The organism is Methylocella tundrae (assembly GCF_901905185.1).
GTDB lineage: Bacteria > Pseudomonadota > Alphaproteobacteria > Rhizobiales > Beijerinckiaceae > Methylocapsa > Methylocapsa tundrae.
In genome coordinates this window covers 68,283-82,004 of the sequence record NZ_CABFMQ020000078.1, presented here as the reverse complement: position 1 = coordinate 82,004, position 13,722 = coordinate 68,283, and the positions used below count along the sequence as shown (strand labels likewise).

The 13,722-nt window shown below is 62.1% G+C and carries 12 protein-coding genes; 4 read left to right on the top strand and 8 right to left on the bottom strand.

Features of this window, described 5'->3' with window-relative positions; genetic code table 11:
• The 6 genes from MPC4_RS20925 to MPC4_RS09985 all read right to left on the bottom strand — a co-directional run.
• Positions 1 to 272 (bottom strand): hypothetical protein (locus MPC4_RS20925; protein ID WP_210253623.1); only part of this gene is annotated, 272 nt, incomplete at its 3' end.
• Entirely contained in the window at positions 238 to 894 is a 657-nt protein-coding gene (gene bluB, locus MPC4_RS10005) for a 5,6-dimethylbenzimidazole synthase (RefSeq protein ID WP_174512395.1), read from the bottom strand. The genes MPC4_RS20925 and bluB, both read right to left, overlap by 35 nt.
• Positions 895 to 921: 27 nt before the next feature.
• On the bottom strand, positions 922 to 2,019 hold the full coding sequence (ychF, locus tag MPC4_RS10000) for a redox-regulated ATPase YchF (RefSeq protein WP_174512394.1): 1,098 nt from the start codon (positions 2,017 to 2,019) through the stop codon (positions 922 to 924).
• A gap of 311 nt (positions 2,020 to 2,330) precedes the next feature.
• Positions 2,331 to 4,190 carry a hypothetical protein gene (locus MPC4_RS09995; RefSeq protein WP_174512393.1) on the bottom strand — a complete coding sequence of 620 codons (1,860 nt, stop codon included), beginning with the start codon at positions 4,188 to 4,190 and terminating at the stop codon, positions 2,331 to 2,333.
• 224 nt (positions 4,191 to 4,414) lie between these two features.
• The gene (pth, locus tag MPC4_RS09990; RefSeq protein ID WP_174512392.1) at positions 4,415 to 5,011 is read right to left on the bottom strand and encodes an aminoacyl-tRNA hydrolase; all 597 of its coding nucleotides are present in this window, start codon (positions 5,009 to 5,011) and stop codon (positions 4,415 to 4,417) included.
• Positions 5,012 to 5,128: 117 nt separating this feature from the next.
• Positions 5,129 to 5,812 carry a 50S ribosomal protein L25/general stress protein Ctc gene (locus MPC4_RS09985; protein WP_174512391.1) on the bottom strand — a complete coding sequence of 228 codons (684 nt, stop codon included), beginning with the start codon at positions 5,810 to 5,812 and terminating at the stop codon, positions 5,129 to 5,131.
• Positions 5,813 to 6,055: 243 nt separating this feature from the next.
• On the opposite strand from MPC4_RS09985, the gene MPC4_RS09980 reads away from it, so the two are divergent.
• From MPC4_RS09980 to ruvB, 3 genes are all read left to right on the top strand, one after another.
• Positions 6,056 to 7,858 (top strand): chloride channel protein, encoded by a 1,803-nt coding sequence (locus MPC4_RS09980; protein ID WP_174512390.1) that lies wholly within the window; start codon positions 6,056 to 6,058, stop codon positions 7,856 to 7,858.
• A gap of 420 nt (positions 7,859 to 8,278) precedes the next feature.
• Entirely contained in the window at positions 8,279 to 9,184 is a 906-nt protein-coding gene (locus MPC4_RS09975) for a 2OG-Fe(II) oxygenase (protein WP_174512389.1), read from the top strand.
• Positions 9,185 to 9,348: 164 nt separating this feature from the next.
• Positions 9,349 to 10,398, top strand: a complete 1,050-nt coding sequence (ruvB, locus tag MPC4_RS09970) for a Holliday junction branch migration DNA helicase RuvB (RefSeq protein WP_174512388.1) — start codon at positions 9,349 to 9,351, stop codon at positions 10,396 to 10,398.
• Here ruvB and MPC4_RS09965 read toward each other — a convergent pair.
• Complete coding sequence (locus tag MPC4_RS09965) at positions 10,375 to 11,205, bottom strand: lysophospholipid acyltransferase family protein (RefSeq protein WP_174512387.1); 831 nt, start codon at positions 11,203 to 11,205, stop codon at positions 10,375 to 10,377. The genes ruvB and MPC4_RS09965 overlap by 24 nt on opposite strands.
• Positions 11,206 to 11,396: 191 nt before the next feature.
• Between MPC4_RS09965 and olsB the strand changes: the two genes are divergently transcribed.
• Positions 11,397 to 12,308, top strand: a complete 912-nt coding sequence (olsB, locus tag MPC4_RS09960; RefSeq protein ID WP_174512386.1) for a l-ornithine N(alpha)-acyltransferase — start codon at positions 11,397 to 11,399, stop codon at positions 12,306 to 12,308.
• Positions 12,309 to 12,315: 7 nt separating this feature from the next.
• Here olsB and MPC4_RS09955 read toward each other — a convergent pair whose 3' ends face one another.
• Positions 12,316 to 13,674: an MFS transporter gene (locus MPC4_RS09955; protein WP_174512385.1), complete on the bottom strand. Its 1,359-nt coding sequence runs from the start codon at positions 13,672 to 13,674 to the stop codon at positions 12,316 to 12,318.
• Positions 13,675 to 13,722: the final 48 nt, after the last annotated feature.

Sequence of the window (13,722 nt, the reverse complement as noted above, 5' to 3'; positions counted from 1 at the left end):
TCGTCATCTACTGGGCCTGGAACAACACCCTCTCCGTCGCCCAGCAGACGCTCATCATGAAAAGAGCCGGCGTCAAAATAGAGCTCTTCGACAATATCGCCGGAATGTTCAGAAAAAAGGCCACGAGTTAGTGCATATTCCGGCCTGATCGGTTCGATCTGATCGACAAGAATATGCTCAAGCTTTTGAATCTGGAGCGATTTCTGATCGATCGAATGACCCGTTCGATCGGAAATTCTAACGCGTATAAAGTTTGGCGTTCTGCGCCACATGCGCCTGCCAGCCGCGCCGCTCGAGCTCGGGATCGGCGTGCTCTTCCTCGGGAAATCCGACGCAGAGATAGGCGATCAGCTTCCAGCTCTCCGGCGCGTCGACCGATCTTGCAAGCTCCAGCGGATCGATGATCGACACCCAGCCGACGCCGAGCCCATGCGCGCGCGCCGCCAGCCAAAAAGTATGGACCGCCGCGACGACGGAATAATCCAGCATCTCCGGCATGGTTTTGCGGCCGAGCCCCATGCCCGCCCCGGTCGCGTGATCGCAGAATACGGCAAGATGCACCGGCGCTTCATGCAGCCCCGCGAGCTTCAGCCGGGCGTAGAGCGCCGCGCGCTCGCCTTCATAAGCTTCGAGCGCCGCCGCATTGCAGGCGTTGAAATTGGCGATCACGGCCTGCCGCCGCGCCGCGCTTTCGACATTGATGAAGCGCCACGGCTGACTATTGCCGACGGAAGGCGAATGCGCGGCGATTTCGAGCAGATCCTCAATCAGCGTGATGGCGATCGGGTCCGTCTTGAAACGGCGAACGTCGCGCCGCCATTTGAACAGATCCTCAAGGCGCCGGATAAAATCCGCGTCGAAAGTCGGGGGCGCATCGTCGAGGCAGCCGGTCAAGGCCGGCTTCCCCACGGCCGCGCGCGGTCAGTTCGCGAAGCGGAAATGCAGCACATCGCCGTCCTCGACCACATAGTCCTTGCCCTCAAGCCGGAATTTTCCGGCCTCGCGCGCTCCGGTTTCCCCGTTATTCGCGACATAGTCAGCATAGCCAATTGTCTCGGCGCGAATAAAGCCCTTTTCGAAATCGGTGTGAATGACGCCCGCGGCCTGCGGCCCCCTGGTCCCTTTTTCAATGGTCCAGGCGCGGGCCTCCTTGGGACCTACGGTGAAATAGGTGATGAGATGCAGGAGGCCGTAGCCGGCGCGGATGACGCGGTTCAGCCCCGGCTCCTTGAGGCCGACCGCTTCGAGATAATCCTTCTGCTCGTCTTCCGGCAGCACCGCAATCTCGCTCTCGATCTTGGCCGAGACCGTCACCGCCACGGCGCCCTCCTCCTTGGCGCGCGCCTCCACGGCCTGCGAGAAGGCGTTGCCGCGATCGGCTGCGGCCTCCTCGACATTGCAGACGTAAAGCACAGGCTTTGAGGACAAAAGCCCCAGGCCATCGAAGAGCTTGCGCTCCTCGGGCTTGACCTGGACGAGGCGCGCCGGCTTGCCTTCGCGAAGCAGCGCGAGGCAGCGCTGCACGAGGTCCAGCGTTTCCTTGGCCTCCTTGTCGGCGCCCTTCGCCTTTTTTTCCAGCGCGATGACGCGCCGCTCAAGGCTCTCGAGATCGGCCAGCATCAGTTCCGTCTCGATCGTCTCAATATCATCGACCGGCGCGATCTTGCCCTCGACATGAGTGATGTCGGTATCCTCAAAACAGCGCACGACATGGGCGATGGCGTCGCATTCGCGGATGTTGGCGAGAAACTGATTGCCGAGCCCCTCGCCTTTCGAGGCGCCGCGCACGAGGCCGGCGATATCGACGAAGGTCAGCCGCGTCGGAATGATCTCCTTGGAGCCCGCGATCTTGGCGAGTTTCTCGATGCGCTCGTCCGGCACGGCGACGTCGCCGACGTTCGGCTCGATGGTGCAGAACGGATAATTCGCCGCCTGCGCCGCAGCGGTCTGCGTCAGCGCGTTGAAAAGGGTCGACTTGCCGACATTCGGCAAGCCAACGATGCCGCATTTGAAACCCATTTTTGGTACTCGTGCTGAAGCGTGACCTTAGGAAAGTGTCAGACTTTCCGGAGATCATGCATTGAAGAAAAAGAAGAAGTCGGGCGGTCATAAAGCGCGGCCCGCTTCGGCAAATCGGCTGCGAGACCCGAGAAACCGGGGCCGTTCAGGAAAAACTCAAGCCCGGCGCTATCGCGCGGGCCGCATCCTTTGCGCGCTTCCCGGCGAAGGCGGCTTCCCGCAAGCTGATTGCGACGTATTTTCATGACACGGCTATCGTGTCGTACGCGAGCCATGTCAAGTCCGGAACGCAGCCGGCCCTGCACCCCTTCCTAATTCAAAGTTCGCGCTATCGCGCCAACGATTTCCACCAATGCAGGGTTGTGCCAAGTGACTTCTACAAACTGTTTTAGCGCTTCTGAATTTTGAGCGATAAAAGAAGCAATTTGAGATGAATGGGAACTGATTGCCAAAGTAGCTACTGTTGTGCCCGGCGCACGATAAACGCCGGCGCGTAATTCTTTCCAAGCAAATGACGACTCGTTGCCTAAGAGCACACAAGCCGCACGTAAGATTTGAATTACGAAGTTGCCGGTTGTCTTTCGAGACAAGTCGATAGCTTGATCTCCATTGATACCTGGCATAGCACTAATCCCTGCCGAATTTTGTTCAACCACGGCCTCTATCGCTGCAGCGGTCACGATACTATCGGCATGCCTGACCGCTTCCACAATCGACGCAGCAGCCGCGATCTGCTTTTTGGCTGCATCAAACTCTGCTGGCCCGAGGCGGCCTTCATCAAGCTCGCTCCCTTTCGGATCTCCAACGATAAAGACATTCCAGGTATGGATGAGGTCGCGCAAGGCTTCGGCGACGAACGGTGGCAGTCGAGCTGCATCAGGCTCCACATTGGCCATCGAAAGGTCGTGGGCCTTGAGACGACTCCGCAGAGTATTGCCGCGCGACCAAGAGGTTGTGATTGAAAGGTTTTCGATGCGCTCTTTCAAAGAGTCATGGAAGCGTTGAGCAGGAATACTCAAATCGCCAAGTTGATTGTGGCCAAGCTGGATCAGTCGATCCGCCTTGAACCGCGTCTCCTCGTAAAGCTCCCGCTGTAGAGTGTCCGTGACGGCTTCTGGCGACGGAGGATCTGGAACAACGTCGATGAGACCTTCAGAGTTGGTGCGAAAGGTTGTAGCTGTCGGTACCTGCTCAGGGAGCGGGGGTGGCATTAGGTCCTCGGATGCGCCTTTAGCCGTGGCGTCATCAAGGGTCCGGAGTAGCTCATGCAATGGAGGAGGCTCAAGCGCCTCGATCCGCCGCACGATCTCGGCGTTCACCTCGGCGGGGCCTTGACGCCACAACGCGTTTTCAATCTGCGCATAAATTAGTTCGCGGCCCTGGCTCCTGGGATGACCAGCCAAACGGTCATCATACCAGGCGGTCCATACAAACCAGTCCTGATTCGAAGCATGAAGCTCCGCCTTTAGGTCCTGCCAAAACAACGGAACCCAATCCGGTTGGCTTTGCGGCCACAATGGGGAGCCTGCGATTATTGAAGCCGCCGCGCCCTGGTCAATATGAGCAGCATCGGTTGAAATAGAAGACCAAAAGTCTGCCTCCGCAATGCGGCCGGCGGCTATGCCAATGCTGGAGGCCTGTTGGAGGCGCGCCACCCCAGACGCACCAGGGAAGGAAGCGCCACGATCTGGACGGGTGATGATCCCATGGAAACGACCGGCTTGGGTGGCAGCGTGAGCCCCCCGTAACACGGCTCGCCTCGCGTAAACTGTGGCGTCGGTAGCCCGCGCTGCCGCTTGTGCGGCAGCAATTGCGTCGGCAACAGCTGAAATCTCCAAAGCGACAGCTTCGCTATGAGCAGAAATCACACTATACGTAGAAATGGCCGCCTCGACAGAGGAAGCTTCGTAAGTTGCGTTGAGATCAGAGTTATCGAGCCCATATTTGGCTATGACCCAAGAAATAGCCGCACCCCGGAAAAGTGGTAGGGCTATATTAACCAATTCCTTACCTGTCCTTTTCGGGGCCGTCGCTCTTTGCAAGAGAGGCAAGGAACGCAGGGCGGCGCGGGCCGCGAGAGTCGCCGAAACCTCACGTGGCTTGCCTTGAACCCATAGATCGAAATCTGCTTCGCTTTTGATATTGGCCAGCGTTCCCTCCTGCGGAAGCACGCACCGCACACCGTCACAAAGCTTTGGCAGGGCACACCAAGTCGCGCAATGCCTTCCGTCTTGAAGGAGCGCGCGCTTTTCGGGAAACTTACCTGTCCCAAAGGTCGGGGATGCGCTTTTCTGCCGCCATGCGCTGAATGAGATTTTATGCGCACACGGCGCATAGAGGCCGGCGCGGCGGTTCATGCTTTAAGACGGGTCTTTCAGACCCTCCCCGGCACGCGCTACCCCGGCCCATCCTTACCAAACCCGGCCGCTTCCATGACCTTGAAAATCCTGGTCTGGAAGGCGTCGTCGTCGCCCTTGGCCAAAAGCCCGGCGTTGCCGGCGATGGCGCCGCACAAGGCCTCGACCCAGGGGGCTTCGGATTTGGCGAAATCGCCCAGCACATAATTATGCACGAGCGCGCGATCGCCGGGATGGCCTATCCCCAAGCGCACGCGGCGATAGTCGTTGCCGATATGGGCGGTGATGGACTTCAGACCATTATGGCCGGCGTTGCCGCCGCCGCTCTTGACCCGCACCTTGCCGGGCGGCAGGTCGAGCTCATCGTGGAACACCACAATGTCTTTCGGCTCGATCTTGAGATAACGCGCCGCCTCGCCAACCGCGCGGCCGGACTCGTTCATATAGGTCTGTGGCAGCAGCAGCGTGACGCGCTCGCCGGCCAGGCTGATCTCGCTCGCAAGGCTCTGGAATTTCGTCCGGAACACAGGCGCCGAGGTTTCCCGCGCGATCGACGCAATGGCCATGAAGCCGATGTTGTGGCGGTTGTCGGCATAGGCCCTGCCGGGATTGCCGAGGCCGACGAAAAGAAGCATGGCGTCCGCCCACAGCAGGATCGCGAAGAGACGCGGAGTTTTCGGATCAGCCTATACGCTGCAACATGACGAGACCCGCCTCCGAGCGGAGGCGGGCCGTCGATCGCCGTGTCGGCGTTACTTCTTCTTGGCGGGAGCAGCTGCTGGCGCTGCGGCCGCGGGCGCTTTGGCGCCAGCCTTGCCTTTGGCCGGAGCTGCTGTTGCGGCGGCCGCCGCCGCGGCGTCTTCCGGCACGACCGCCGGCGGCGTGATCGTCACGATGGTGAAATCGCGATCACGCAGGGTCGGCTTGCAGCCGGCGGGCAGCGGCAGCGCCGTCAGATGCAGGGAATCATTGATGTCGAGCGCGCCGAGATCAGCGATCACCGCCTCGGGGATGTTATCCGCCGGGACGCGCATCTCGATCGAGTGCCGCACGATATTGACGCTGCCGCCCTTCTTGACGCCGGGGCAGGTGTCCTGATTGATGAAATGCACGGGCACTTCGACGCGCAGGCTGGCGCCCGGCTTGAGGCGCAGAAAATCGACATGGAGCGGCTGATCCTTGACAGGATCAAGCTGATAATCGCGCGGAATCACGCGCTGCTTTGCTCCGTCGACGTCGATTTCGAACAGCGTCGTCAGGAAATGTCCGGCATAAATCAGTTTGTTCAGTTCGCGATAATCAAGCGCAATCGGCTCGGCGGGATCGCCGCCGCCATAGATGACGCCTGGAATGCGGCCTTCACGGCGAACGCTGCGGGCGGCCCCCTTGCCAATCCCGCTACGCACCGTGGCCGCGAGAGTCTTTGTCTCGGCCATGTTGCTGTCCTTTAAGAAGTGATGAGCGCCCACGCCTCCAGGGGTGTCGGAAGGGACGCGAGGCGGCTTATAGCGTTGGCGCGCCGCTTGCGCAAGATTTGGCTCATGGGCGCGGGATTTATGGCCATGATCAAGCTGGCCGATGAAGGAAGACGGCAAGAAGCGATAAGTTTTTATTGCTAGGATCGCGGGAGTTCGCCGCGCGCCATGTTCCGCGCCCCATTGTTCAAGGTGTAATCGCTGATGGCCAAGGTCGATGGCGCGCATGCAAAACCGCCGTTGCTTCAGATCATCGCCAAGAAGTCGCGCGCGCTGATCCGGCGCGACGAGACCAGTCTGATCTTTCTCGGGCTTTTCAGCGGGGCAATGGCAGGTCTCCTGGCCGCCGGCATTTTGCGCGCTTCGCATTTTCTGCATCGAGCGCTGTTCGGACATGAGCAATTGAGCGCCATGACGGCGCTCGCATCGCCCTGGCAGGCCCTCGCTCCCGTCGCGGGCGGACTGCTGTTGGGCGTCACCGCGATTTTTATTCATAAATGGCGGCCCAACCGCCCGGTCGATCCGATCGAGGCGAACGCCTTGCGCGGCGGACGCATGTCGCTTTCCGACAGCCTCGTCATCACAGCGCAGACGGTGGTTTCGAACGGGTTTGGCGCTTCGGTGGGGCTCGAGGCGGCTTATACGCAGCTGGGGGCGGGCTTTGCCTCCTTCGTCGGCGGCGCGTTCGGCTTGCGGCGCGCCGATTTGCGCACCCTCGTCGCCTGCGGCTCGGCCGGCGCGATCGGGGCGGCGTTCGGCGCGCCGCTGACCGGCGCTTTCTACGCTTTCGAACTCATTCTCGGCGCCTATACCCCGTTCGGGCTCGCGCCTGTCGGGGCGGCGGCGGTCGGCGGCGTTCTCGCGTCGCGCCTGCTCGGCGCCGACGCCGATTTTGCGAAAACTCCGCCCCCCGGAATTGACCTCACCCAGTCGGACATGGCGATGCTGATGGCGCTCGCAATCCTTTGCGCCTTTTTTGGCGTCGCCATCATGCGGGGCGTGACCTTTGTCGAGAGCGCGTTCCGCTGGACGCGGCTGCCGCAGCCTCTCCATCCGATGATCGGCGGCCTGATCGTCGGGGGTCTTGCGCTGGTTTCGCCGAATGTGCTGTCATCCGGCCATAGCGCGACCGTCGACCTTTTCGACAAGACCGCACCGGCGATCGGCGTCCTCGCCCTGACGATCGCGCTGAAATCGGTCGGTTCGGCGGTCTCTATCGGGTCCGGCTTTCGCGGCGGCCTGTTCTTCGCTTCGCTTTATCTCGGCGGTCTGTTGGGCCGCTTCTATTCCGATGCGATCGCGCTCTATGACCCATCGCTCGCGCCGGACGGGTGGGTCAGCTCGATCGTCGGCATGGCCGCCCTTGCCGTCGCGATCGTCGGCGGCCCGCTCACGATGAGCTTTCTCGCCCTGGAGACGACGCAGGATTTTCCGCTGAGCCTGATGATGCTGACGGCTTCGACGCTCGTCTCTGTCATCGTGCGCAGAACATTTGGCTATTCCTTTGCGACCTGGCGGCTGCATCTGCGCGGCGAATCGATCCGCAGCGCCCAGGACGTCGGCTGGATGCGCGATTTGACGGTCGGCCGATTGATGCGAACCGATGTCCAGTTCGTCAGAACCGACATGGCCATCGACGAGTTCACCAAACTGTTTCCCCTCGGTTCGGCGCAATGGGTCGTCGCGGTCGACCCTCTTGGCCGCTACACCGGAATTGTGTTCGCCCCCGACGCCTATCTTGTGAGCGCGCGCGCCGAGGGCGCAAAGCCCGAGTTGGCGGCGCTCGCGCGCCTGCCCGAGCAGTTTCTGCTTCCACAATTTAACGTCAAACTCGCCGCGCAAATGTTCGAGCAAAGCGAGAGCGAGGCGCTTGCCGTCGTCGACAATGCAGCGGACCGGCGCGTCATAGGCATCTTGACCGAGGCGCATCTGCTGCGACGATATGCCGAAGAACTCGACAAGGCGCGCCGGGAGCTGTCCGGCGAGACATTCGCGCCTGCCAATTAATCCGCCGCCCATTGCTGAACGAGCTGATCGCGCCAAAGGGGAGAACGCGCGATTTTACTGAACTATGAATAATTTTCGTATTCGTCAATAGAGCATGAAAAGCATCAATTTTTGTTGCTTGTCCGCAGAATAACTCGCCGAAGCTTGACTTAAATCATTTATTGCCCGTATGAATCTCTATTATTGTTAGTTTGTTCTGAATTACCGTCCCGTCGTGCGGAGCCACGCGGCAAATACGCATCCAAAGGGACGGGCATTGGAATGCCGTTAACTCAGGCTAAGGCTTAGCGCCTGTTTTCCTTTATTTATTTCTGACGCGCCACATTGCAATTTTGACTAAACTCCACGCTTTCAACATAACGCACAACGGGCGACGCGCCGCTTTTTGGCGTCAGCCCACGCCGCAAGGATCGTTCGACCATGTCCGAGGCCTCAACACTCGCGCCGATCGCCCCATCCGCCATCCCGGAAGCGCCTCCCGCTGGCGACCACGTCGTCATCAATGGCGCGACGCTCGCTCTCGACGATATTGTGAATCAGGATTTTTTCGCGCCGAAGCGGATCGCGGCTCTGCGCGAGACTTTCCTCAATGCGAAGCCATTCCCGCATCTTGTCTTCGAGAACCTGTTTTCGCCCCGGCTTCTCGAAATGGTATATGCGGATTTCGATCGCCTGAACTGGAACGATTGGCGCCGCTATGACAACAGCAACGAGTTCAAGCGGGGCTCGGCGCCAAAGACTTGGCTTGGACATGCAAGCCAACTCTACTTCAGCACAATTCATTCCGGCCGGTTTGTCGATTTCATTGAGCAGGTGACGGGAATTCACGGCCTCATCACCGATCCCGAGCTTTTTGCCGGCGGCCTGCACGACATCCCGACCGGCGGCAAGTTCGCCATGCATATCGATTTCAACCAGCACGCGGTGACGCGGCTCGACAACCGCCTCGTGTTCATCACCTATCTCAACAAGGATTGGCAGCCGTCCTACGGCGGCGGCCTCCAGCTCTGGGACGCGGCAACGGAAAAATGCGCCGCCGAGATCCTGCCGGAATTCGGACGCTCCATTCTTTTCTACCAATCGTCGAAAAGTCTGCACGGGCATCCGACGCCGGTCAACGCTCCGAACGGGCGTCCGCGCCGATCGGCCGCCGCCTATTTCTACAGCAATGGCCGGTCCGACGGCGAAGGCGAAGACTTCCACACCACGCAGTTCCCGAAAACAGTCGAACCGCCTCAGCACGAGAAATTGTCGAACATGATGAAATATCTGTTGCCGCCGGCCCTGGTCGACGGCGTGCGCAAGGTGAAATCACTGCTGCGGTAGCGGCCTCCCGATCGGAGCGGAGTGGGATTAGCCCGGCCAAGCGATAGAGGGCCTTTCAAGTTCCGCGGGATCCGGAATCCCCTCCGACCGCCAAGCCGCCGGGCGATTTCGGCAACCTCCCGGGATCATGCTATAAGATAGCGATTCAGAAGAGGTTGCTGTCTTTGGCCGTTGGTACCCGCCGTCTCGTCGCTCCCGACTCTCACGAAGACGACGCAGAACTGTCGCTGCGGCCGCTGAGCCTTGCCGATTTTACCGGCCAGGCGGCGGCGCGCGCCAATCTCAAGGTTTTCATCGAAGCGGCGAAAGCGCGCCGTGAGGCGCTGGATCACGTCCTCTTTTGGGGGCCGCCGGGGCTCGGCAAGACCACATTGGCGCAGATCGTCGCGCGTGAGCTTGGCGTCAACTTTCGCTCGACCTCGGGGCCGGTGATCGCCAAGGCCGGCGATCTCGCCGCCCAGCTGACCGCCCTCGAAGAACGCGACGTGCTCTTCATCGATGAAATCCACCGCCTCAATCCGGCGGTCGAGGAAATTCTCTATCCGGCGATGGAGGATTTTCAGCTTGATCTCATCATCGGTGAAGGGCCCGGCGCCCGTTCGGTGAAGATCGACCTCGCCAAATTCACGCTCATTGGGGCGACGACCCGCGCCGGCCTGCTGACGACGCCGCTGCGCGATCGCTTCGGCATTCCGATCCGTCTCGACTATTATACGGCCGAGGAGCTGGAGCGCATCGTGCGACGCGGCGCGAAGGTGCTTTCGATCACCATGTCCGGGGACGGCGCCAATGAAATCGCAAGGCGCGCGCGCGGAACGCCGCGCATCGCGGGACGCCTGCTGCGCCGCGTCCGCGATTTCGCGGCGGTCGACGGCGACCCGGAAATCACCCGCGCCGTCGCCGATAAGGCGCTGCGGCTGCTCGACGTCGACGGCATCGGCCTCGACCAGATGGACCGGCGCTATCTGACGACGATCGCGCTCTCCTTCGGCGGCGGCCCCGTCGGCATCGAGACGATCGCGGCGGCATTGTCCGAGCCGCGCGACGCGATCGAGGACATCATCGAGCCCTATCTCATCCAGCAGGGCTTTTTGCAGCGCACGCCGCGCGGCCGGATCCTGACCGGGCACGCGTTCCGCCACCTCGGGCTTGCCGAGCCGCCGCGCGAGAAAACGCAGTTTCAGCTGTTTTCAGAGAGCGACGGGGACGATTGAGGACGGCGCCGCCAGTCGCTCCATTTCGGCCGTTGGCGCCGGCGTCAGAACGCCTTCCGCGGGCCCCGCGGCTGCCCGCATCGCGGCGATTTTGACCGCGGCCTCCCGCGCGATGATTTTGCGATTCGTCCCGCGCCCGTAGCGCAGCGGCTCGCCGAACATCAGATCGCATCGGATCGGCTCTCCTTTCAGCACCGCCCAGACATGGGGCAGGAGCGAATCCTCGCCGAGCCACGCCGCCGCCGGCGAGGAATAGGAGATCGCCACCGGCTGCACGGCGACGCTGTCAATGCCGCTGGCGGCGATGAGAAGATCGCGCGCGGCGGCGAAATGCGAGCTGTGAAATTTGCGCAACAGGAGCCCGTCCCCGGTCGTGCCTTCGGGAAACAACAAGGCGGCGCGGCCATCCAGCATGCGCCGCGCCATCGCGGCGTTGGCGGCCGGAATGGAGCGGCGCCTGTTGCGGTCGACAAAGACCGTCTCCTGCAATTTCGCGAAAAAGCCGATGAGGGGCCAGCCGCCGACCTCGCGCTTGGCGAGGAAGCAGATGGGCTCGACGCTGTAGAGCGCGAGAATGTCGATCCATGAGATGTGATTGGCGGCAAGCAGGCGGGTGGGCGCCGGGCCGGGCGCTCCCTGCGTGTAGACGCTCACGCGCAACAGCCGCGTCAGGATCCGGCAAAAAGCAACCGGAATCATCCCGCGCCAGGGCCAGCGCAAATACAGCGCGATCCATTGCAAAGGAACGGCGACGCCAAGAAACACAATAAGCGTCGCGCCGATTAGGAGAACGCGAAAAAAGAGCAATGTGGCTCCGGGAGCAAGCGATGCAGCGGCGCCACTCTACAGCGCCAGACTTGCAGTTTGATGACAATGGCCAACGCCTGGCCGGCGATTATGTCGAGAGAGCCTTGCAACAGCATCATTTGCGTCATCAAAGCTTCGTATCACCACTTTAAGTTTTTCTTTAACATTCCCCCGGTGAGATTCGACAGCTCATGTGGCCCCTTGGCGCGCCTTTCGGCGAGATCGCACAGTCCCCCGCCCGCTTCATCAAGCCACGCCGCCTCATCCGCGATCTCGCAGGGCTTGATCCCGTCCTTGGCCGTTTTGGACCTTTCGAGATCCGGCTGGCGACGACGAAAAAGGAAATTCGAAAGGCGCAACGCCTGCGCTATGAAGTCTTCTACGAGGAAGGGGACGCGATCGCCAATCAGGCGTCGGCGCTGGTGCGGCGGGACATCTGCCCTTTCGACGCCTTCTGCGACCATCTTCTGGTCATCGACATGGATCGCGTCAATCGCTTCGGCCGGCCGAAGCCGAAGATCGTCGGCACTTATCGCTTGTTGCGACGGGACGTCGCCGAACGCCATCACGGATTCTACAGCGAGCGGGAATTCGACATCGCGCCCCTGCTGGCGCGGCACGCCAACAAGCGGTTCCTCGAGCTTGGGCGTTCCTGCGTCCACCCACAATACCGATCGAAGCGCGCGATAGAGCTGCTTTGGCGTGGATTATGGCGCTATGCGAAGCACCACCGCATCGATGTTCTGATCGGCTGCGCGAGCCTGCCGGGCGTCGACCCGCGCGCGCTCGCCGTGCCGCTCAGCTTCCTGCACCATCACGCCTCCGCGCCGCAGGAATGGAGCGTGCGTCCTGTTCGCGACCGATCAATCAGAATGAACATTCTTGACGAGAAAGCGATCGACCCGAGGCGCGGCGTCGCGGCGTTGCCGCCGTTGCTCAAGGCCTATCTGCGCGTCGGCGCGAAGTTCGGCGACGGAGCGGTGATCGACGCCCAGTTCGGCACGGTCGACGTCTTCACCGTGATGCCCTTGGCCGACATCGAGGAGCGCTACATCAGCTATTATGGCGGCCCGATGGAAATGCCGGAGCGCGCGGTGGCGTGAGGCGCCCTCACGCGCGACGCCACGTCGATGCGCCTATAAGGGCGGCGAAAAGAAGGACTCCGGCCGCGACCGCCGAGGCGGCTCTGAGCCCGGCGGCGATCCCCATCCCATCACCCGCCGCCAGAGCGCCGAATACCGCCACTCCCGCCGCGCCGCCGGCCTGCCGCGCCGCGTTGAACACGCCGGACGCAGTTCCCGACCAATGGCGATCGACGCTCGACAGTAAAGCGCTTGTCAGGGCCGGCACCGCCACGCCCATCCCGGCGGGAATCAGGATGAACCCGGGAACCATCGCAATAAAAGGCGAAGCTGCAGATAGGGTTCCCGTCGCCGCGTAGCCCATCGCCGCGATGAGCACGCCGGCGACCGTCACCCGGCCCGCGCCGAATCGCTCGACCGCCGGCCCGCTCGCCAGATTGGACGCAATGAACGTCGCCGTCAGCGGCAGGAAGGCGAGGCCGGTTTCGATCGTCGAATAGCCGGCGGCGCGCTGCAGAAACAGCGCGAGCACGAAGATCATCCCGTAATAAGCGAAGTTCAGCGTCACTCCAATGACGACGGCGCTGCTGAATATACGGTTGCGGAAAACGCTCAAAGGCACGACAGGATGCGGCCCTCGCGCCTCCACGGCGAGGAAGCCGGCGGCGGCCGCGACCGCTGCCGCCAGAAGGCCGAGCGGCAGCCTGTCGCCCCAGCCAAGGCGCCCCGCCTCGATCACTGCGCCGACAAGGCTTGCGAGCGCCAGGAAGGCGAGCGCCTGGCCCGCGAGATCGACGGGGCGCTTTTTGTGCGCCGGCGCTTCGGGCGCGAAGACGAAGGTCAAAGCCGCGCCGATGGCGCAAAGCGGCAGATTGACGAGGAAGATGCTGCGCCACCCGAGCGTCCCGATGAGAAGGCCGCCGACGACCGGACCGGCCGCAATCGAGACGCCGCCAGCCGCCGTCCACCAACCGACCGCTCGCGCCCGCGTCCGCGCATCGTCGCCGCAGGCGTGGGCGAGGAGAGCGAGAGACGGCGGCACGAGAAGGGCGGCGGCCGCCCCCTGGACGGCGCGGGCGGCGATCAGCATGCCGCTGTCGCCAGCAAGCCCGCACGCGGCGGAGGCGGCGGCGAATAGCGCAAATCCGGCGAGAAAGGCGCGCTTTGGCCCCGTCCGGTCGCCGAGCGCTCCGGCCGAGAGCAGAAAGGCCGCGAAAAGCAGGGTATAGGCGTCGACGATCCATTGGAGGTCTGACACCGGCGCATGCAAATCGCGCCCGATCGAGACGAGAGCCACATTGACGATGGTGACGTCCAACTGGACGACGACGAAGCCGAAGCTCGCCGCGAGGACGATCAGCGGCAAGCGTGGAACTGATGATTTCATAACAGGGTCTCGCCTCTCGCCGGCGTTGCCGGCGGCGTAGATCACGCG

Excerpts from the sequence above, each read along its gene's own strand:
- pth (WP_174512392.1), bottom strand. The coding sequence starts at position 5,011 with ATGCTTCTTTTCGTCGGCCTCGGCAATCCCGGCAGGGCCTATGCCGAC.
- MPC4_RS09985 (WP_174512391.1), bottom strand. The coding sequence starts at position 5,812 with ATGGCCGAGACAAAGACTCTCGCGGCCACGGTGCGTAGCGGGATTGGC.
- ychF (WP_174512394.1), bottom strand. The coding sequence starts at position 2,019 with ATGGGTTTCAAATGCGGCATCGTTGGCTTGCCGAATGTCGGCAAGTCG.
- MPC4_RS09975 (WP_174512389.1), top strand. The coding sequence starts at position 8,279 with ATGTCCGAGGCCTCAACACTCGCGCCGATCGCCCCATCCGCCATCCCG.
- MPC4_RS09980 (WP_174512390.1), top strand. The coding sequence starts at position 6,056 with ATGGCCAAGGTCGATGGCGCGCATGCAAAACCGCCGTTGCTTCAGATC.
- olsB (WP_174512386.1), top strand. The coding sequence starts at position 11,397 with ATGTGGCCCCTTGGCGCGCCTTTCGGCGAGATCGCACAGTCCCCCGCC.
- MPC4_RS09955 (WP_174512385.1), bottom strand. The coding sequence starts at position 13,674 with ATGAAATCATCAGTTCCACGCTTGCCGCTGATCGTCCTCGCGGCGAGC.